Here is a 20000-nt window from a genome sequence, read left to right on the forward strand (position 1 = left end):
GCTTAGCCCATCATCTGATAGCTGACCGGAACAAAGCGGAAGCCCTCGCCCCGTGTCTCGACAAAGCCCGCGGCAGGGAAGGGCATGTGATAGCCGACCATCGGCATCTTGTCGGCTGCCAGCATGCCAAGAACTTTACGGCGCGCGGCTGTTGCGGCGGCCTTGTCCATGTCAAACCGAACCTCCCATTCCGGATGGGCAAAGGACCACACGTAATGGTTGGCCAAATCCGCTGTCAGCAGAAGGCGCTGTCCGTTGCTTTCCAGATGATAGACCGTATGGCCCGGAGTATGGCCGTGGGCCGCAACCGCAGTTATGCCCGACGCCACTTGCTCTCCATCACCGATAAAGCTCATCTTCTCGGCCAGCGGCGTGACTTTTGCGGCCACAAGATCACCGACATTGTTTCCGGCCTCTTGCGCGGACCAGAAATCGTATTCCGTTGCCGAGGTCACATAGCGTGCGTTGGCAAAGGTCGGTGCGCCATCCGTTGTCATGCCGCCTATATGGTCTGGATGCATATGGGTCAGCACGACAACGTCGATCTGATCCGGGCTGACACCTGCATCGGCCAAAGCGGCTTGAATGCCGCCTTGCCCCAGACCGGTGTCGAACAACACCAGTTCCGATCCGGTGTTGACCAGTGAGGGGGTAAAGAAGAACTGGGCAGTGTCGGCGGGAATAAAGTTCTCAGCCGAAACCTTTGCAAAGTCTTCATCAGACGCGCCACCGCCAAGGATATCCTTGGCGCCGTCACGCGGCAGGCTGCCATCCAGCAGGGTCGTGACGGTAAAGTCGCCGACCTTGAAGGATTTGGCGATGGTCGAGTTGGCCTTGGCGTCAGAGCCTGCGGCCAATACCGGCGCTGCTGCCGTGGCAAACGGCAAGGCGGCAGCAGTTCCCAAAGCGGCGCGGCGCGTAAGTTTGATCGTCATTATCGTTCTCCCTGTCAGAACACCTTAGAAAAAACTAGAACGGTGTGAGATTCTGACCAGATGTTACGACATCCACGTAGGGTGCATGGATGAACAATACGTGTTAATTTTTGTTCATGCCGCGATCGCAGAACAAAACCGTTCCAACGGATCAAAGTGTAGAAGATTTCCTTAATTCGGTCCAATCAGAACGTCGGGCCGAGGAGGCGCGCGCTCTGGATGAACTGTTTCGGGCCACCACCGGGTTTGATCCGGTCATGTGGGGCCCGTCGATGGTCGGGTATGGCCGTTATCACTATCGCTACGCCTCGGGCCGAGAGGGCGATTTTCTGGCAACCGGATTTTCCCCGCGCACGTCGGTGCTGGTGATTTATATCATGCCGGGTTACGCGGATTTTAGCGGCATTCTGGCCCGGATGGGCAAGCACAAGCTGGGCAAGTCCTGCCTGTATGTGAACACGCTGGCGGATATCGACATGCAGGTTCTGTCGGAACTCATTCGCGCCGGGTTGGACGACCTTGGCAGGATATGGCCCGTGGAACCGCGTTGAATCACCTGAGGGATCAAGCGGTGGCTGGACAAAAACGCGCCTATGTGACAAGAGCCGCGCCAACAGGAGACACCCATGACAACCACCCGTTTTGCCCCGTCGCCCACCGGTTACATCCATGTGGGCAACCTGCGCACCGCCCTGATGAACTATCTGATCGCCCGCAAGGCGGGCGGTACGTTCATCCTGCGCATCGATGACACCGACCCCGAACGCTCGAAAGAGGAATATGTCGATGCCATCAAACAGGATCTTGAATGGCTGGGTTTGCACTGGGATCGTGTCGAGCGTCAATCCGAGCGTTTGGACCGCTACGCCGAGGCGGCTGACAAGTTGCGCGCGATGGGGCGGTTTTATGAAGCGTTTGAGACGCCGACCGAGCTGGACCTGAAGCGCAAGAAACAGCTGAACATGGGCAAGCCGCCGGTTTATGACCGCGCCGCGCTGAACCTGTCGGATGCCGAGAAGGATGCCCTGCGCGCCGAACGTGGCAACGGTGTCTGGCGTTTCAAGCTGGATCACGAACGAATCGAGTGGACCGACGGAATTCTGGGCGACATTTCGATCGATGCGGCCTCGGTCTCTGATCCGGTGCTGATCCGTGGTGATGGACAGGTACTTTATACGATTGCGTCGGTGGTGGATGACACCGAAATGGGCGTGACTGATGTCGTGCGCGGCTCGGACCACGTGACCAACACTGCGACCCAGATTCAGATCATCAATGCACTGGGCGGGGATTGCCCGCGCTTTGCGCATCACTCGCTGCTGACCGGCCCGCAGGGCGAAGCACTGTCGAAACGCCTTGGTACGCTGGCCCTGCGCGATCTGCGTGAACAGGGTGTGCAGCCGATGGCACTGCTGAGCCTGATGGCGCGTCTGGGTTCGTCCGATCCGGTCGAGCTGCGCTCGGATATGGCCGAGTTGATCGACGGCTTTGACGTGAGCCGGTTTGGTGCCGCGCCGACCAAGTTTGACGTGCAGGACCTGTTCCCGCTGACCGCCAAATACCTGCAGTCTCTGCCGCTGGCGAATGTGGCCGGTGCTGTCGCGGATGCCGGGGTGCCTGCCGAACTGGCTGAACCGTTCTGGGCCATGGCGCGGGAAAACATCACTACTTTGGCCGACCTCAAAGGGTGGTGGGATCTGTGCCGCGATGGTGCCGAGCCGTTGGTTGCGGATGAAGATCGCGAATTCATCGCTCAGGCCATGTCGCTGCTGCCCGAAGGCCCGTTTGATGGCGACACCTGGGGGGCCTGGACCAATGCCGTGAAAGAGGCGACAGGCCGCAAGGGGAAAGGTCTGTTCATGCCGCTGCGCAAGGCGTTGACCGGTGCAGAGCGTGGCCCGGAAATGGCTGCGTTGCTGCCGTTGCTGCAGGTGATCCGCGCGCGCGGGTAAACCGCTACTATTCCAGCAAAAAGGGTCGTGCCCAGGCGCGACCCTTTTTATGCCGGCTGTTCAATCCGGGCCGACAAACTGGTCAGGCGGTCATCGACAAAATCACGCTCAGCAGGTTTGAGTTGCTGGTGGCGCGGATAGCGCGGTTCGGCGCGATCATTCAAGATCGGGGCGTTCCAGCCGGTTGTCGTCTCAAAGAAACGATCCGCGCCGTCTTCTCCGAACGCCCGCAAGTAACCCTGAACAACAACATCGATGTAGCTGAGTAGCAGGGGGTGGTGATTGCTGGGCTCGTTATGCCGATCCTGCGGGACGGCGTAGACTGCAATTTCAACTTCATGTGTCAGTGGATGTGAAATCGAATGCGTCGCAGGAATTCGGTCGTACGCCCATTCCCGTTCATCCAGTGCGGCCCAGTCGTTCCTTGGGACATGCGCGATCATTCCCTCAATTTCAGACTCCGGGTCTGGGACAGCTGTCAGGAACGCGACCGGGCGCAGATCGGTATGACGCCATGCGCGTTTCCAACCTTTCAGCTTTGCCGGGCGGGGGTCGGGGAAATCATGTGTGGCGAGGTTCACAAGGCTTCCATAGCCAAAGAAATAGGGGTCGGCCATGCGAGAGGTGTCCTTTGGGTCGATTGATGTATGTCAAACCGCTTTTTTCCGCGACATGCAATAAGGCTTCATCTTTTATTCAGGGAGGCCCTCATGCGGATTACCAAACGGACGAATATCGCTGTGCGCCTGTTGATGTATTGCGCCGCACACCCGGACCGGCTGGTCACCAAAGCCGAGATCGCCGAAGTCTGCAACATCTCGGAAAACCATCTGGCTCAGGTGATCAACCAGTTAAGCCAGTTGAATTACCTGAGCACTCAGCGCGGCCGCAACGGCGGTATGTCGTTGGCACGCCCGGCAAGTCAAATCCGGATCGGCGCGGTGTTTCGGCATGTCGAAGGGGCCTTGCCCATCGCCGAGTGTTTTGCGGATGCGGATAACACCTGTCCTTTGACCGATGCCTGTAGGCTGCGGCTGGCATTACAGGATGCGGCGGAAGTTTTTTATGCGTCTCTGGACGAAGTGTCGTTGGATGCGCTGGTTTGTGACAACGACCCGTTGCTGAAGCTGTTGCAGCCGGTGGCCTGCGTACGCTGACCTTAGTCGCTGGCCCGCAAAATGCGGGCTGGCCGGGCCGAGAGAGGGCGCAGTGCGAAGGCGAAACCTGCGCAGAGCGTAACGCCGATACCGGCCAGAACAATGCCAAAGGCCGAAGACCAGATCACAGTAAAACCTGTGTCGAAGATGTACGTGGCCACAGCCCAGCCGCCCAGGATGCCGACCAGCAAGGCGACGCAGCCCGCCGCGGTGCCCAGCAAGACCGAGCGCAGCCCAAAACTGCGCAGGATGCGGCTACGGTCAGCCCCCAACGTCTTGAGGATTGCCGCCTCGTATCTGCGGGCGGGTTCACCGGCGGCTGCCGCCCCGATCAGAACCAGAAATCCGGTCAATAACGACACGCCCGCGCCATACGAGGTTGCGGCGGCAATTCCTGCCAAAAGGCCCGAAACCCGGTCAATGGCATCGCGCACTCGGATGGCCGTGATGTTGGGGAACTGGCCTGCAAGATCTCGCAGAATGGCGGCCTCGGCCTGTTCTTCTGCATATACCGTCGCAATAAAGCTGTGTGGCGCGCCCGCCAGCGCCGACGGGTTCATCGACATGACAAAACCCATACCCGCTGTGGAAAAATCCACCTCTCGGGTTGAGGTCAGCTCTGCGGTGATATCCCGCCCCAGGATGTTGACAGTTATCTGATCTCCGAGTTTCAGACCCATCTCTTCGGCTTCTTCGGCTGCAAAGCTGATCTGTGGTGCACCAGAATAATCCTCTGCCCACCATTCCCCCGCTGTCACCCGCGTATTTTTCGGGGGGACGGCTGAATAGGTGACGCCGCGGTCTCCCTCCAGTACCCAATGATCTCCTGCTACCTCGCGTGCGGGGCGGCCGTTTATCTGAGTGATGATCCCCCGCAGCATTGGTGCGCTTTCAATGCGGCTGACAGCCGGATCGGTTTGCAGCCGTTCGGTAAAACCCGGCATCTGGTCTTTTTGAATATCGACAAAGAAGTATGAGGGCGCGACATCCGGCAGATTGCCGGAGATCGCATTGCGCAGCGTGCCGTCGATCTGCCCAACCGCTGCCAGCACTGACAAACCCAGACCAAGTGACAAAACCACCGACCCCGCGCCTTCACGCGGATCAGAGATGGCGGACAAGGCCCATCGCAGGGCAGGGCGGCCCCGCGCCAAAGGTGTTCCGGCCCGTGCCAGTTTGCGAATGGCATAGGCGGCGAGCGCCAGCAGGATCAGTGCGCCCGCTAGTCCGCCACTGGTCCACAGGGTTAGGCGAGTTGATCCGCTGAACCAGGACGCAATCGCGATCAGGGACGCCAATCCAATCCCGGTTGCCGCGACGTAAACCGCGCGTGGGATGGGACGAGCTGCGCTCAGCGCATCGCGAAACAGGGTTGCGGCGCGCACATCTTCGGTTCTGGCCAGCGGCCAGAGCGTGAACAGAAACGCTGTCAGCAAGCCATAAAGTGCGGCCTCGATCAGCGGTCGCGGATAGAGCGAGAACACCGCCGGAACCGGCAACCGGTATTCCAGCAGCGGCGCCAGCAAAAGCGGAGCCACTCCGCCCAGCACCAGCCCAATTACAATGCCGGTCAGGGACAGCACTCCGATTTGAAACAGGTAAGTTTGAAAAATGGTAGCGCGATCCGCCCCTAATGTCCGCAATGTCGCAATGGTTTCCGTTTTCTGGCTCAGATAGGCCCGCACGGCGGCGGACACACCGATGCCACCGACGGCAAGCCCTGACAACCCGACAAGGACCAGAAAGGCACTCAGGCGGTTGACGAATTCCGATATGCCCGGCGCGCCGTTGCGTGCATCGCTCCAGCGCATCCCCGAGCCCTCAAGCGCGGCGCTGGCACGTGCGGACACCTCCGACAGGTTCGCGTTTTGGGGCAAGGTCAGCCGGTACCTGGTCGAAAAAAGCGTTCCGGGTTCCAGCAGGCCAGATGCCTGCAACGCTTCGGTACGCACCATTGTACGTGGCCCCAAGGCAAAACCAGCCGCGGCGCTGTCGGGTTCATTCCGAAGTGCGGCCATCAGAATGAACTCTTGCGTGCCTAGCGCGAAGTGATCACCGACCGACAAACCAAGCCGGTCGATCAGAACGGGTTCCATAACGGCACCGGGTAATCCGGACCTGCCGTTCAGGGCGTCGTCCAGCGTGATGCCCGGTTCCAGCTTGACCGATCCGACCAGCGGATAAGCCTTATCTACCGACTTGACCTGGGTCAGAGCACGTTCCGGCCCGGTGTCGTGGGGTACAACCGCCATCGAGCGGAAATCGACAATCTCGGACACCTGCTCGGATGCCTGTTGCATCCAGAGGCGCTCGGCCTCAGTGGCAAAACGATAAGTGAACTCAAGCTCGGCATCGCCGCCCAACAGTGATGCCCCTTCGCGGGTCAGCCCGGTCTGAATCGCATGACGCACCGATCCGACGGCTGCGATGGCTGCGACGCCCAAGGCCAGACAAGCCAGAAAGATGCGAAACCCGCGCAGGCCCCCGCGCAGCTCTCGACGGGCCAGCCGCGCGGCGAGCCGAAGGCTCATTCTGCGGCCTCCTGCCGTATCTCGTCGGCAATCCTGCCGTCGCGCAGCCGGATCACCCGGTCACATCGTTCAGCCAGTGAACGGCTGTGCGTCACAAGAACCAGCGTCGCTTCATATTTACGCCGAAGCCCGAACAGCAGATCAACGATCGCGGCACCGTTTGTCTCGTCCAGATTCCCGGTCGGTTCGTCCGCCAGCAAGATCTTGGGGCGTGGTGCCGATGCGCGCGCCAGGGCAACTCGTTGCTGCTCGCCACCCGACAACTGTGCTGGGTAATGATCGCGGCGATGCGATAATCCCACGGCATTCAGTTCAGTCTCAGCCCGGTGAAACGCATCTTTGTGCCCTGCCAGTTCCAGTGGTGTCGCCACGTTTTCCAACGCGGTCATCGTTGGGATCAGGTGGAAATTCTGAAACACCACGCCCATGTTGTCGCGCCGAAACCGCGCCAGGGCGTCCTCGTCCATGCTTGTCAAATTCTGATCCAAGGCCAAGATCTGACCGCTTGTTGCCTGTTCCAACCCACCCATCAGCATCAACAGCGACGATTTTCCCGACCCCGATGGCCCGATCAGCCCCAGCGTTTCCCCCCTGTTCACGGTCAACGTAATGTCATGCAAAATATCGACCCGCCCGGCATTGCCATCCAGCGATAAAGCGGCATTCTGAAGAGCGAGAACAGCAGGCGTCATGGGTCTTCCCGATAAAGGAGCGGTTTTTGGGATATGGAGTGATCACCGTATTGCGCAAGGTTTTGATGGCAAGTCCATTTGTGTTCTGCGGTTTTGCGGCCACAGCCGAACAGGTGGCGATTGCAGCCCTTGGGGACTCGCTGACGCAAGGCTACGGGCTGGTGGAGGAGAACGGGTTTGTTCCCCAGCTTGACCGTTGGTTGCAGGCGCAGGGCGCAGATGTCCGGGTTATCAACGCAGGTGTCTCGGGCGATACAACGGCGGGTGGCGCTGCGCGGGTAGAATGGACCCTGACACCCGATGTGGACGGAATGATCGTTGCCTTAGGCGGGAATGACTTGTTGCGCGGGATCGATCCTGCTGTTTCGCAAGCCAATCTGCGCAAGATCCTTGAGGTTGCACGCGATGCCAAGGTTCCTGTCTTGTTGATCGGAATGCAGGCGCCGGGCAACTACGGCGCTGAATACAAGCTGGCATTCGATGGCATGTACCCTGCGCTGGCGCAGGAGTTTGAAGTTCTGTTTTTCAGCAGTTTCTTCGAGGGGCTTGCAGCGGAGGGCGACCCTGCGGCCGTATCGCACTTCATGCAATCGGACGGCATTCATCCAAATGCGGCGGGGGTGGCGAAGATCGTCGAAGCGCTGGGCCCCTCTGTGCTCCAACTTGTAACGCAGGCGGGCGGGGAAGGTTAGCCATCCCCGTGATAGCGATCAGACGACTGTAACAACCGTTCCGATGGGGACCCGGTTATACAGATCGATGACATGTTCATTCAGCATTCGAATACACCCGTTTGACACCGCCCTGCCTATGGTTTGTGGCTGGGTCGTACCATGGATTCGGAAATAGGTATCGACACCGTTCTGGAACAAATACATCGCGCGCGCGCCGAGGGGGTTATCCCCACCCCCCGGCTGGACATAGTCATTGTCCTTGAATTTTGCATAGGCCACCGGATCGCGCTGGATCATCTCTTGGGTCGGGCGCCAGGTCGGCCATTCCTTTTTCACATCGATGGTAGCGGTGCCGGTGAATTCCAGACCTGCCTTGCCGACGCCGCAGCCATAGCGGATCGCTTTGCGTGGTTCGGTGACATAGTAAAGATAGAATGAACGGGGGGCGACCAGCAGCTGCCCGGGCAGAAACTGCTTTTTGATGCGCACGAATTGCGGTGTCGGATCATACTCGACCGCCTTCTTGGCGCTGGCAACGCCCGGCAGCAGCGTGGCCGCTGTTCCGGCCAGAAAAACTCGGCGTGTAAACATCGAAACCCTCATCAATTGACCAATGAAACCTAAGAGTCAGTTTCATCATGATATGTTATTTGGTCAATTCTGGGGCAAGCATCACGCATCCGTGATGTGATCAAACAGCCACCGAAACGGCAGCGGTTGAACAAAAGGATGAGGGTTTTCCCTCATCCTTTCAACAGCTTATGCAAGCTGGATGTTGTCGGCGCTTTCGCGGCCGTCACGACCCGAACGCAGTTCGTACGTGACTTTCTGGTTGTCGGCCAGACCGGTCAGGCCCGAGCGTTCGACGGACGAGATGTGGACGAAGATGTCCTTGCCGCCATCTTCGGGTGCGATAAAGCCGTAGCCTTTGGTGGTGTTGAACCATTTTACGGTGCCTGCTGGCATATCCGTGTCTCCTGTTTGGTGCTGCCCACGGAGTTGCGGCAGCCTGGCGTCGTAGGTCTGGATCGATAGACTGAGCGCCGTAGAAGGAGACAGTAGGTCGAAATAGAAAAACGTTAGCACCTTGCATATGGCATTGAGGTAAGCCTGTGGCAAGAGTGGTTTGTACGGATTGTACAGAGGCCAGAGGGCAGAAGGCCCAATTTGTACAAGAATCCGCTGATGGGTTTCAGGCTGATTTGACAGCGTCCCGGGCGCTCTGACCACCCTGTCTGTTGATACGCGCGACGGCGGTGAAAAACCCGGACCCACACTTTCCCGGCCGGCCATCCGGAGCGGTCACTACGTGCCACGCCTGCGCGGGAGAGTGACACTTTTTCGTTGCAGGCACGTGTTCAGGACCAGTGTTGTTCTGACCGGTTAAGCGTGGGTTCCGCTCACAACAGACGGTTTTTATTCATAAATCACTATGTTTGAAAAATTTGCGATCTGGTGCTATAGTTTCAGGCAACCGTGGGGGCGGATATGAAAGTTGTTTGTACGATAACCTTGTTGTGCTGGGCCGGAGCGGCGCAGGCCCTGACTGTTCCATTTGGAACAGAGGGTTCGATGACGGGCGCGCGTGAAGGCGGGTTCAAATTCGACAACATGTTCGAAGTTGAACTCGAGTTGAAGACACCGGTCTTCGCGAAGGAGAACCCGCGCCGTAATGAAAGACGTCGTCGTCTTGTCGAGCTTGGAGGACCCAAGCGTTTGCCCGAGATTCTGGCTGAACGGACAGAGGTCGTGGAGGACTCCGGGCCCGAGTTCTGCGAGCTGTGGTGCAATGAGCCCGGGTCCGAAGAAACGCCGGTCGACGTGAACGTCTCGGCCGTGCCGCTTCCGGCCAGTTGGCTGCTGCTGGTTGGGGCGCTGACAGGGCTGTTCGGCGTCGGGCGGCTGCGCGGCAACCGATCCGGATAAGCGCCGCACCTGCAATCATCCTTGAATGCTGTGATATGGGACACCGAAGGTTGGCGGACCACCCGACCTGCGGCAGTGGCCTGAAAAGGCGCGTGTTAACCACTTGGTAGTCATACCTGCGCCACCTTGCGCGCATGAGTGATTATCGCCGCGTCCGCATTCCCGGAGCCAGATATTTCTTTACGGTGTCGCTGGCCGACCGGTCATCGGATCTGTTGACCCGCGAGGTCGCACATCTGCGCGGGGCTTTTGCCGAAGCGCAGCGGGAGCGCCCGTTTTGGTGTGATGCGTTTGTGGTGTTGCCGGATCATCTTCACGTGGTGTGGACCTTGCCGCCGGGCGATGCGGATTATTCCACGCGGTGGGGTGCGATCAAGGCGCGGTTCACCATGCGCGTGAACAAGGCAAACCGTAGGCCGGGCTTCAGCCCGGCACCCGAACCCACGCATCTACCTGTTGTGACCTCTGGCAGATATGCCGGGCTGAAGCCCGGCCTACGGGCCAACAAACGCGAAGGGGCGGTTTGGCAGCGTCGGTTTTGGGAGCATACCATTCGTGACGAGCGGGATTACCGCAATCATATGGCCTATTGTTGGGGGAACCCGGTCAAGCACGGGTTGGTGGCGCGCCCGACCGATTGGCCGTATTCGTCGATTCATCGTGATATCCGCGCAAGCCGAGTTGATCCGGAATGGAGCGGCGGTGTGACGGACGGCGCATTCGGAGAGCCGAGATACAAAGAACACCCCCCGTAGGCCGGGCTTCAGCCCGGCATCCACCATTCCCCTCAGAGCGATTGAAGGGTTTTGAGGCCATTCATCGGCGGATGTTGGTAAAGGTGTGGGTGTTTCGAGTGGTGCCGGGCTGAAGCCCGGCCTACCAGTTGGCGTGAGGGGTGCGAGAACTCATCCTAGGATTGCTCTGGAATAAGAAAGGGCGGTCTAGAGACCGCCCAACGTCACACGAAAAATCCGAGTATCGTTAGCAAGAGTGCAATAGTGCCAATAACATCGGCATAAGACACTCGCCCTTTCAATTTGAATGAAAACCGCATTGGAATTTACCTCAGCGATGCTCATCCGGATGAGCGTTAAACTTCGCTCAGTGTTTATATACCGCCCCAATTTTTAGCGGTTTGGTATGCTCCTATGATCACTTGGAGCTACCTTTCGACGGCCACCCGCTCAGATTATTCGTGGCACCGCCACGAGTCCTGTCGGACCGACTTAGCTTACTTCCCGCTAGGGTTTCAACACAGCGCCGCTAAGCGCTTGCAGCTTCTGGGCAGACGCTGACGTTGTCCACTCCGTGGGTCTTCAGGTCCGCCACGCGGTGTTTTGAGCACCTCCGCTACCAACGCTAAATGTAGTAGCTGTGCAGCGGATTTACAATAGATGTTTACGCTTGCGCTCAATTCAACGGAGCGCGAACGCGCCCGCTATGCGGACGCTGCCTCGCGCCCGTTCGAAAATCGCTTTGCGATTTACCGAACGAACTTCTTATGCTTCAACCGCTTGGGCTCCAGCGCATCAGGCCCCAACCGCCGCTTCTTATCCTCTTCGTAATCCTCGAAGTTGCCCTCGAACCATTCCACATGGGCGTCGCCTTCGAACGCCAGAATATGCGTGCAAATCCGGTCGAGGAAGAAGCGGTCGTGTGAGATGACGACGGCGCAGCCGGCGAAATCGACCAGCGCGTCTTCCAGTGCGCGCAGGGTTTCGACGTCGAGGTCGTTCGTGGGTTCGTCGAGCAGCAGGACGTTGCCGCCCTCTTTCAACAGGCGGGCCATGTGGACGCGGTTGCGCTCACCGCCTGACAGCAGCGAGACCTTTTTCTGCTGGTCGCCGCCCTTGAAGTTGAAGGACGAGCAATAGGCGCGGGAATTGACCTGCGCGTCGCCCAGTTGGATAATCTCGGCGCCGCCGGTGATCGCCTCCCACACGGTGTCGTTGTCTTTCAGGTCGTCGCGGGACTGGTCGACATAAGACAGCTCGACCGTGTCGCCCAGCGTGATGGTGCCGCTGTCGGGCTGTTCCTGACCGGTGAGCATCTTGAACAGCGTCGATTTACCCGCGCCGTTGGGGCCGATGACGCCGACAATGCCGCCGGGGGGCAGGGCGAAGTCCAGCCCTTCGATCAATTGCTTGTCGCCCATGTGTTTCGACAGGCCCTCGACCTCGATCACCTTGCCACCAAGGCGCTGGCCGTTGGGGATGACGATCTGGGCGCGGGTCAGCTTTTCGCGTTCGGACTGTTCGGCCAGCTCGTTATAGGCGTTGATCCGGGCCTTGGATTTGGCCTGACGGGCCTTCTGGCCCTGACGCATCCATTCCAGCTCGCGCTGCAGGGTTTTCTGCTTGGACTTGTCCTCGCGGGCTTCCTGCTCCAGCCGTTTGGCCTTTTGTTCCAGCCATGCGGAGTAGTTGCCTTCGTACGGAATGCCGCGGCCGCGGTCGAGTTCGAGGATCCAGCCGGTGATGTCATCCAGGAAGTAACGGTCGTGGGTGACGATCAGGATGGTGCCCTTGTAGTCGATCAGGTGCTGTTGCAGCCATGCGATGGTTTCGGCGTCCAGGTGGTTGGTCGGTTCGTCCAGGAGCAGCATGTCGGGCGCTTCCAGCAGCAGCTTGCAGAGCGCCACGCGGCGTTTCTCACCCCCCGAGAGGTTGGCGATGTTGGCATCGTCCGGCGGGCAGCGCAGCGCCTCCATGCTGACGTCGATCTGGCTGTCGAGGTCCCAGAGGTTTTCCGCGTCGATCGCGTCCTGCAGGGTGGTCATTTCCTCCATCAGCTCGTCCGAGTAATTCTCGGCGATCTCCATGGCAATCTCGTTGAAGCGATCGACCTTGGCCTTTTTCGCGGCCACGCCCAGCATCACGTTTTCTCGGACGGTGAGCGATTCATCCAGCTGCGGTTCCTGCGGCAGATAGCCAACCTTGGCACCTTGGGCGGCCCATGCCTCGCCGGTGAAATCGGTGTCGAGGCCGGCCATGATCTTCATCAGCGTCGATTTACCCGCGCCGTTGACGCCGACAACACCGATTTTCACACCGGGCAGAAAGCTGAGGTGGATGTTTTCAAAGCACTTCTTGCCACCGGGATAGGTCTTGGAGACACCCTGCATGTGGTAGACATATTGATAGGCGGCCATGTCGCGTCCTCTGGGTCGGGAAATTGGGTTGAAACGCTGGATATCCGAGCGGGGCGGGCGGGGCAAGCTGGTGGTTTTGTGAATTTCGTCCCGTATCTGCATGGGCTAGGTTTGCCGGGCTGTATGAGGGGCATGAAGTGGTGGCACTAGCGGAACTGATATCAGGCTGGGCGCAGCCAGGACGTGTCGAATGGATAGGCGTCCGGCCCGAGCGGCGGGTTGGGGTGGAGGTTGTGAGGGAGGCGGTGGTCTCCCCCAATGGCCTCGACGGCGACCGGGGCCGTGCGGGCAAGCGGGCGGTTTCTCTGATCCAGCGGGAGCATTTGGGGGCGATTGGGTCCTATTTGGGGCGGGGGCCGGTTGCGCCCGAAATCCTGCGGCGCAATCTGGTGGTTTCGGGGGTCAACCTTGCTGCGCTCAAGGGGCGTGAGGTGCAGGTGGGCGAGGCCGTTTTGCGCTTTACCGTGATCTGTGCACCGTGCAGCCGGATGGAAGAGGCGCTGGGCAAGGGCGGCTATTCTGCCGTGCGGGGGCATGGGGGATGGTGTGCCGAAGTTGTCAGGCCGGGGCGGGTTGCGCTGGGTGACGCCGTGCAACCGATTGATTGACAACGCGGCCCGGTTCTGAACATCAGCAGGTTATGGAGCGGTACGACATCCCATACGCGCGGCCCGGGCAGGTCGTTGGGCTGTTCGGCGGGTCATTCGATCCGCCGCATCGGGGCCATGTGCATGTAACGCGTGAGGCGATGAAGGCCTTTGGTCTGGATCGGGTGTGGTGGCTGGTGTCACCCGGCAATCCGTTGAAAGAGCGGGGGCCTGCGCCGATCGCGCGGCGGATGGCGGCGGCGCGTCAGGTGATGCAGCATCCGAAGGTGGATGTGACGGATATCGAGGCGCTGGTCGGCACGCGGGCGACGGCGGACACTCTGACAGCGCTCAGGTGGCTTTACCCGCAGGTGCGGTTTGTCTGGCTGATGGGCGCGGATAATCTGGCGCAGTTTCATCGCTGGAAAGACTGGCGGCTGATCATGGACACTGTGCCGGTGGGCGTGGTGGCGCGGCCGGGCGAGCGGATCTCGGCCCGGATGTCGCCTGCGGCGCGGGTCTATGCGAAGTACCGGATCGACGGGCAGGCGCGGCATCTTCTGGGGCAGGCACAGGCCCCGGCGTGGTGTTTCGTGAACGTGCCGATGATCGATGTCAGTTCGACCGAACTCCGGACGCGCGGGGAATGGGGCGCAGAAGTGTTGCCGGAATAGCCCCAACGGGCGCATAATCTAACACAGTGGTTGTGTGCTTTTGATCTGTGGGATTTTAATTCGGCTATGGCTGGTCGTTTTTCACGTCGATTGTTTCTGGGGGGATTAGGGGCGTCCCTGATCCCGGCAGCGGGCCTTGCGCAGGCGCCGCTTGTATCGCTGAGGCCGCAGGCGCGCGGGGTCATATTAAGCGGTGCCGAGCGATTGGTGGCCGCAGCAGGCCTGAAAGGCGAAGTTGTGTTTGCGGTTGCGGATGTGGCGACCGGGGCGCAACTGGAAGTGTTTGGTGAGGGCGCAAGTCTGCCCCCGGCCAGCGTTGGAAAGGCAATGACCGCGCTTTATGCGCTGGATGTTCTGGGGCCGGAACACCGGTTCGAGACTCGCCTAGTGGCGGATGGCCGGATCGAGAAGGGCGTTCTGCACGGCGATTTGATTCTGGTTGGGGGCGGCGACCCGCTGCTGGATACGGATGGGCTGGCCGCGATGGCGGCCAATTTGCGCGAGGCCGGGATTATCGAAGTGCGCGGCGCGTTCAGGGTTTACGACGGGGCGTTGCCTTATGTGTTCAGCATCGATCCCGGGCAGCCGGATCATGTGGGCTATAGCCCGGCTGTCAGCGGCATTTCCCTGAACTTCAACCGCGTCCATTTCGAATGGAAACGCGCAGGGAGTGGCTATGACATAACCATGGATGCCCGCAGCGCGCGTTATGTGCCTGCGGTGGATGTCTCGGCCATGCGGGTCGAGGATCGCAGCCTGCCGATCTATACCTATCAGGCAAGCGCGCGGCAGGATCGCTGGACCGTGGCCAAGGGCGCGCTGGGCAATGGGGGGGCCCGCTGGTTGCCGGTGCGCAAGCCCGCTTTATACGCGGGTGATGTGTTTCGCACCTTGGCGCGGTCGAACGGGATCGTTTTGAAGCGTGTTCAGGTGACACGCCAGAGCGTGCGGGGTGTTGATCTTGTGGTGCATCGCAGCGACAGTTTGGACCATGTCCTGCGCGGGATGCTGAAATACTCGACCAACCTGACGGCCGAGATGGTCGGGCTGGCCGCGACCAGGGCGCGCGGTGTTGACCCGCACACTCTGGCGGAATCAGCAGCCGAGATGAACCGGTGGGCCGCCAGTCGTTTCGGCGTGACCGGGATCGCCATGGTCGATCATTCGGGACTGAGCGATGCCTCGCGCATGGTACCGGCGGATTTGGTTGCGGCCCTTGTTGCAACACAGAAATCGGGGATGTTGCGACCCCTGATGAAACCTTTTGCACTGACCGACCGGAACGGGCGGCCCGTCAAGAACCACCCAATCAAGGTTGATGCCAAGACAGGGACATTGAACTTTGTATCCGGGTTGGGCGGTTTCCTGACAACTGCGGACGGGGTCGATCTGGCCTTTGCGATATTCACCGCCGACGTGGATCATCGCGCCACGATCCCACGCGCCCAGCGTGAACGCCCGGATGGCGCACGCAGCTGGAACAGCAGATCACGGAAATTGCAGCGCGCCTTGCTGGAGCGCTGGGGATCACTTTACGGAAGCTGAAACCTGAAACCGGCCTGGAGCGGGCGTCAGACGGTGTGGCGCGCCCGGGCCCCGCGCTCGATCGCGGCCGCGTGCAGGCGGTCGATGTTCAGCTCGTACCGGATTTCTTCCAGCAGGCGCAGTTCGGGTTCGGCCAGCGTTCCGTCAGCGGCGGCGACGTCACAGGCCAAAGCATAGGCCGTTTCGTTCAGGCGTTCGGGCAGGTTGTCCCGGATCAGACCGAACAGCGCATCCAGCCCGTCTTCCTGTTCGAACAGGTCAAACACGACCTGCGACACGTGGCGCATCCGGTCGATGTCGTACCCGGCGAAAACCGGCAACATGTTCACGGCGACCTCGATCTTGACCAGCTCGGCGGTTCGGATGGTTTCGTCGGAGGCCGAGATCGCAACCATGATCGCCACAAGGCAATCCTGTGGGGACATCGGGTGGGGAACTTGCTCGGTCATTCGGGGCATCCTGCTTGGGGTTCGTCAATGGCGCAGGATAGAAGGGGGGCGGGGCAGGTTCAACATCTTGTTTTATCCGCATTGTGCGGCAGGTTGAACCGGTCAGGTGTTCATAATCGCCATACCGCTGAGCAAAAGGCCCGCCCCGATCCAATAGCGCAGCCCCAGCGTTTCCCCGAAGAACAGCCACGAGGCGAGGGGAACCAGTATGAAGCTCAGGGCCATAAACGGATAGGCCTGCGACAGCGGTACATGCCTGAGGACGTAAATCCAGAGTATCGTTGCTGTGCCGTAAATCGCCAGAGCGACGAGCAAGAAAGGATCGAGCAGGGTATGCAACACCCCCATCGCCCCGGTCGCGGTGCGGCCGTCGATCCGCCCGCCGGCAAGTTTGAACAGCACCTGTCCGACCGAAATCATGACAGGTGTGAGAAGCAGCCCGGTCCAGATCAGCGCTGTGGGTGCGGTTGCGCTCATGCAGCCTGATCCTTGAGGGGCTTTTCGGTGGGTTCCTCGGCCGGGCGATCCTCGCAGTAATAGATATCACGCCCGATATCCTCGCAGGTGTGAAACCTGGGGCTGGGATGCACGGCGCGCAGAAAGCTGTGGGTGTAGGGAAAGAAATTGAAATGCGGGTTGAAGCTGTAGCGATATTCCCGTTCGCGCGGGACCACGATGATGACCCGCTTGCGCGCGACCCGGCGCAATTCAGCGATGGCACGGCGGTAATCCAGCAGATGTTCGATCACATGGGTGCAGATAACCGTGTCAAAACTGTTGTCCTCAAAAGGCAGGTCTTCGATCCGGGCGGCAACATATCTGATGTTTTCGATGGCTTCAGCGTCATCGACAACGAAATCGACGCCGGTCATGGCCGTGATGTCCGGGCGTAGGGAGCGGATGCGTTGCAGCAGGGCCCCGGTGCCGCAGCCGACGTCGCAGATGCTGTCGCCAACAATGTCGCTGGCGATCCGGTCGATGCAGGCGTCGGAATTGTCGGTTCCGTCATGCACGCGCGGGTGTTCCCGGTAGAGCGTTTCGTATTCTTCGTCTGTCAGAAAAGGCGCGCGTTCGCGGAACGCCGCCAGCCGGGTAATGTGTTCCCCCCAGACACGGCGCGCAAGCCAGTGAAAGGCGGCGCTGTCGCGCAGGATCGGCGGGACGATATCCTCGAGCACAAAGCGGATCAGGTTGGTGGTTTCGCGTCGCATCTCGTTTCCTTTGGCCCCGGGGAGGTTTCCCGGCATCTTTCCATCGTAGCACCGCTGTGCAAACACGCGAAATATCCGGATCAGGTCAAAGCCTGTCGCCCGTGTCTTTTATGTTTCGCGCGCCAAACCCACCCCATGAGTGTGGCTGGAGTAGGGCCTGCGGATGGAAAAATCGGTGCGGGATGGCGGCGCAGGGGGCGTGGATCAGAGGCTGAGGGCGGGCAGAACAGCCAATTGGCGGCAAAACCCCGTGACAAGGTGGTTTTCCAGGGTTCCGGGCGGTGAAAACACCGGTGCTTTATTGACTCATGCTGCACTGGCACAATAGGAGGGGCCGGTCGGGTTGCGTGGTGCAGCCGCGACCGTTTCCCCAATGGAGCACATTGAAATGTCTGAACTGCGCGAAACCGCGATGTCGTCCAAGGCCTGGCCCTTTGAAGAGGCGCGCCGGTTGCTCAAACGCTATCAGAAAGGTGCTCCGGAAAAAGGGTATGTGCTGTTTGAAACCGGATATGGCCCGTCGGGCCTGCCGCATATCGGCACGTTCGGCGAGGTGGCGCGGACCACGATGGTCAAGCGTGCCTTTGAGGCGCTGTCGGACATCCCGACCAAGCTGATCTGTTTTTCGGACGATCTGGACGGGATGCGCAAGGTTCCCAGCAACGTGCCGAACCCCGAGGCGTTGGAAGAGCATTTGCAGCGCCCGCTGACCTCGGTTCCTGATCCTTTTGGCGAGTATGACAGCTTTGGCGAGCATAACAACGCGATGCTGCGCCGGTTCCTTGATACCTTCGGGTTCGAATACGAGTTCTACTCGGCGCGCGACTTTTATCGCTCGGGCCAGTTCGACGAGATTCTGAAGCGTGCGGTTGAACGCTATGACGACGTGATGGCCATCATGTTGAAAAGCCTGCGGGAAGAACGCCAGCAGACCTATTCGATCTTCCTGCCGATCCACCCGGAAACCGGGCGGGTTCTGTATGTGCCGATGAAAAAGGTCTGCGCCGAGACCTATACCGTTACCTTCGATGATGAAGACGGCAAGGAATGGACCGTGCCCGTCACCGGTGGCAATGTGAAGCTGCAATGGAAGCCGGATTTCGGGGCGCGCTGGGCGGCGCTGGGCGTTGATTTCGAGATGTACGGCAAGGAACACGCGACCAACGAAAAGATCTATGACGGGATCTGCCGGGCCTTGGGTGGCCGCGCGCCCGAGCATTTCAGCTATGAGCTGTTTCTGGATGAGAACGGACAGAAGATTTCGAAATCGTCGGGCAATGGTGTCTCGATTGACGAATGGCTGACCTATGCGCCGACCGAGTCGCTGGCTTATTTCATGTACCAAAAGCCCAAGACGGCCAAGCGGATGCATTTCGACGTGATCCCGAAAGCCTATGATGAGTATCATCAGCAGTTGCGCGCCTATCCGGGGCAGGACCTGAAGGCACAGTTGAACAACCCGGTCTGGCATATCCACGGCGGCGACGTGCCTGAATCGACCCTGATCGTACCCTTTGCGATGCTGCTGAATCTGGCATCGGTTTCCGGTGCCGAAGACAAAGAGGCACTGTGGGGCTTTATTCGCCGCTATGCGCCCGAGGCAACGGCAGAGAGCCATCCCGATCTGGACAAGGCAGCCGGTTTTGCCGTGCGGTACTTCAACGATTTCGTCAAGCCGACGCGCAAGCATCGCGCGCCGACGGATCAGGAGCGCGAGGCGCTGGAAGCGCTGAAGGCGGCGCTTGAGGCATATGATGGCCCGACCGAGGATGAAGCGTTGCAATCGGTGGTCTATGCCATCGGCCGCGAGCGGTTTGATCCGATGAAAGGGTGGTTCTCGGCGCTTTATGAAGTGCTGCTGGGGGCCTCGCAAGGGCCGCGTTTCGGGGGCTTTATCGCGCTTTACGGCGTGCCCGAGACCATCGCGCTGATTGACAAGGCACTGGCCGGAGAGCTGGTCTGATTTGACCTGAACCGGCATGGGGCTATCCTTGGAACAGGAGGTGGCCCCATGCGTCGACTACTGCTTGCATTATCCCTGAGCGCCGGGCTGGCTTCGGGCGCATTTGCGCAGAGTGCCGAGATCGAGGCCAATATCGCGGCGCAGATACAGGCCTTCCGGGCGGATGACTTTGCGAAGGCCTTCACCTTTGCCAGCCCCAACATCCAGCGTCTGTTCCGAAACCCCGAAAATTTCGGCGCGATGGTGCGCAATGGCTACCCGATGGTCTGGCGTCCCGCCGATGTGCGTTTTCTGGAACTGCGCGAGGTTGACGGCGCGCTGTGGCAGAAGGTGATGATTACGGACGGTAACGGGCGGGTGCATCTTCTGGACTATCAGATGATCCCGCTGACGGAAGGCTGGAAGATCAACGGGGTGCAACTGTTGGGTGCCGCTGACCCTGCGGCCTGAGGCAACACCACCGTCACGGTGAGATGAGCCGTGGTTAATTCCTTTTCGATATCCAGACTGTCGCGTTCGGGGCGGACCTGAACACGGGGTTTGAACGCGTCGC

21 protein-coding genes are annotated in these 20000 nt (G+C 59.9%); 11 read left to right on the forward strand and 10 right to left on the reverse strand.

All coding sequences use genetic code 11. From position 1 onward, the window contains the following. Positions 1-2: 2 nt before the first annotated feature. Positions 3-935, reverse strand: coding sequence for an MBL fold metallo-hydrolase (locus tag AC2FLO_RS20125; protein WP_496752306.1), 933 nt, complete (start codon positions 933-935; stop codon positions 3-5). A 116-nt stretch (positions 936-1051) separates the two neighbouring features. Between AC2FLO_RS20125 and AC2FLO_RS20130 the strand changes: the two genes are divergently transcribed. Further along, on the forward strand, positions 1052-1486 hold the full coding sequence (locus AC2FLO_RS20130; protein ID WP_496752307.1) for a DUF1801 domain-containing protein: 435 nt from the start codon (positions 1052-1054) through the stop codon (positions 1484-1486). Between the two features lie 75 nt (positions 1487-1561). Next, on the forward strand, positions 1562-2887 hold the full coding sequence (gene gltX, locus AC2FLO_RS20135) for a glutamate--tRNA ligase (RefSeq protein ID WP_496752308.1): 1326 nt from the start codon (positions 1562-1564) through the stop codon (positions 2885-2887). Positions 2888-2934: 47 nt separating this feature from the next. Here gltX and AC2FLO_RS20140 read toward each other — a convergent pair whose 3' ends face one another. Further along, positions 2935-3504 (reverse strand): gamma-glutamylcyclotransferase family protein, encoded by a 570-nt coding sequence (locus AC2FLO_RS20140; protein ID WP_496752309.1) that lies wholly within the window; start codon positions 3502-3504, stop codon positions 2935-2937. Between the two features lie 93 nt (positions 3505-3597). On the opposite strand from AC2FLO_RS20140, the gene AC2FLO_RS20145 reads away from it, so the two are divergent. Further along, on the forward strand, positions 3598-4044 hold the full coding sequence (locus AC2FLO_RS20145) for an RrF2 family transcriptional regulator (protein WP_267366061.1): 447 nt from the start codon (positions 3598-3600) through the stop codon (positions 4042-4044). Between the two features lie 2 nt (positions 4045-4046). On the opposite strand, the gene AC2FLO_RS20150 is transcribed toward AC2FLO_RS20145, so the two are convergent. Next, positions 4047-6575, reverse strand: a complete 2529-nt coding sequence (locus tag AC2FLO_RS20150) for an ABC transporter permease (protein WP_496752310.1) — start codon at positions 6573-6575, stop codon at positions 4047-4049. Continuing rightward, positions 6572-7267 (reverse strand): ABC transporter ATP-binding protein, encoded by a 696-nt coding sequence (locus tag AC2FLO_RS20155; RefSeq protein ID WP_480585693.1) that lies wholly within the window; start codon positions 7265-7267, stop codon positions 6572-6574. The genes AC2FLO_RS20150 and AC2FLO_RS20155 overlap by 4 nt, the downstream gene beginning before the upstream one ends. A 65-nt stretch (positions 7268-7332) precedes the next feature. On the opposite strand from AC2FLO_RS20155, the gene AC2FLO_RS20160 reads away from it, so the two are divergent. Then, positions 7333-7959 (forward strand): arylesterase, encoded by a 627-nt coding sequence (locus tag AC2FLO_RS20160; RefSeq protein WP_496752436.1) that lies wholly within the window; start codon positions 7333-7335, stop codon positions 7957-7959. 18 nt (positions 7960-7977) lie between these two features. Here AC2FLO_RS20160 and AC2FLO_RS20165 read toward each other — a convergent pair whose 3' ends face one another. Together AC2FLO_RS20165 and AC2FLO_RS20170 are read right to left on the reverse strand one after the other, a co-directional pair. After that, the gene (locus AC2FLO_RS20165; RefSeq protein ID WP_267367020.1) at positions 7978-8532 is read right to left on the reverse strand and encodes a L,D-transpeptidase; all 555 of its coding nucleotides are present in this window, start codon (positions 8530-8532) and stop codon (positions 7978-7980) included. Between the two features lie 168 nt (positions 8533-8700). Next, positions 8701-8907 (reverse strand): cold-shock protein, encoded by a 207-nt coding sequence (locus AC2FLO_RS20170; RefSeq protein WP_209506380.1) that lies wholly within the window; start codon positions 8905-8907, stop codon positions 8701-8703. Positions 8908-9429: 522 nt separating this feature from the next. On the opposite strand from AC2FLO_RS20170, the gene AC2FLO_RS20175 reads away from it, so the two are divergent. Both AC2FLO_RS20175 and AC2FLO_RS20180 read left to right on the forward strand, forming a co-directional pair. Beyond that, entirely contained in the window at positions 9430-9867 is a 438-nt protein-coding gene (locus AC2FLO_RS20175) for a hypothetical protein (protein ID WP_496752311.1), read from the forward strand. 134 nt (positions 9868-10001) lie between these two features. Further along, the gene (locus AC2FLO_RS20180) at positions 10002-10622 is read left to right on the forward strand and encodes an REP-associated tyrosine transposase (protein WP_496752312.1); all 621 of its coding nucleotides are present in this window, start codon (positions 10002-10004) and stop codon (positions 10620-10622) included. Between the two features lie 728 nt (positions 10623-11350). Here AC2FLO_RS20180 and ettA read toward each other — a convergent pair. After that, on the reverse strand, positions 11351-13018 hold the full coding sequence (gene ettA, locus AC2FLO_RS20185) for an energy-dependent translational throttle protein EttA (RefSeq protein ID WP_480585702.1): 1668 nt from the start codon (positions 13016-13018) through the stop codon (positions 11351-11353). 137 nt (positions 13019-13155) lie between these two features. Here ettA and AC2FLO_RS20190 point away from each other — a divergent pair, with 137 nt between their 5' ends. From AC2FLO_RS20190 to dacB, 3 genes are all read left to right on the forward strand, one after another. After that, positions 13156-13626 carry an MOSC domain-containing protein gene (locus AC2FLO_RS20190; protein ID WP_496752313.1) on the forward strand — a complete coding sequence of 157 codons (471 nt, stop codon included), beginning with the start codon at positions 13156-13158 and terminating at the stop codon, positions 13624-13626. Between the two features lie 32 nt (positions 13627-13658). Continuing rightward, on the forward strand, positions 13659-14279 hold the full coding sequence (locus tag AC2FLO_RS20195; protein WP_496752314.1) for a nicotinate-nucleotide adenylyltransferase: 621 nt from the start codon (positions 13659-13661) through the stop codon (positions 14277-14279). Between the two features lie 66 nt (positions 14280-14345). Next, the gene (gene dacB / locus AC2FLO_RS20200) at positions 14346-15824 is read left to right on the forward strand and encodes a D-alanyl-D-alanine carboxypeptidase/D-alanyl-D-alanine endopeptidase (RefSeq protein ID WP_496752315.1); all 1479 of its coding nucleotides are present in this window, start codon (positions 14346-14348) and stop codon (positions 15822-15824) included. A gap of 26 nt (positions 15825-15850) precedes the next feature. On the opposite strand, the gene AC2FLO_RS20205 is transcribed toward dacB, so the two are convergent. The 3 genes from AC2FLO_RS20205 to AC2FLO_RS20215 form a co-directional block, all read right to left on the reverse strand. Then, complete coding sequence (locus tag AC2FLO_RS20205; protein ID WP_496752316.1) at positions 15851-16273, reverse strand: tellurite resistance TerB family protein; 423 nt, start codon at positions 16271-16273, stop codon at positions 15851-15853. A gap of 102 nt (positions 16274-16375) precedes the next feature. Further along, a complete protein-coding gene (locus tag AC2FLO_RS20210) occupies positions 16376-16750 on the reverse strand; it encodes an EamA family transporter (RefSeq protein WP_480585708.1) in 375 nt (124 codons plus the stop codon). Continuing rightward, entirely contained in the window at positions 16747-17484 is a 738-nt protein-coding gene (locus AC2FLO_RS20215) for a class I SAM-dependent methyltransferase (RefSeq protein ID WP_480506785.1), read from the reverse strand. Before AC2FLO_RS20215 ends, AC2FLO_RS20210 begins: the two co-directional genes overlap by 4 nt. Before the next feature lie 388 nt (positions 17485-17872). Here AC2FLO_RS20215 and AC2FLO_RS20220 point away from each other — a divergent pair, with 388 nt between their 5' ends. Both AC2FLO_RS20220 and AC2FLO_RS20225 read left to right on the forward strand, forming a co-directional pair. Continuing rightward, on the forward strand, positions 17873-19447 hold the full coding sequence (locus AC2FLO_RS20220; protein WP_480486734.1) for a lysine--tRNA ligase: 1575 nt from the start codon (positions 17873-17875) through the stop codon (positions 19445-19447). Between the two features lie 48 nt (positions 19448-19495). Continuing rightward, positions 19496-19897 carry a DUF4864 domain-containing protein gene (locus AC2FLO_RS20225; protein WP_496752317.1) on the forward strand — a complete coding sequence of 134 codons (402 nt, stop codon included), beginning with the start codon at positions 19496-19498 and terminating at the stop codon, positions 19895-19897. The last annotated feature ends 103 nt before the right edge of the window (positions 19898-20000 follow it).

The sequence above is a fragment of the Ruegeria sp. TASC047 genome, assembly GCF_059612445.1.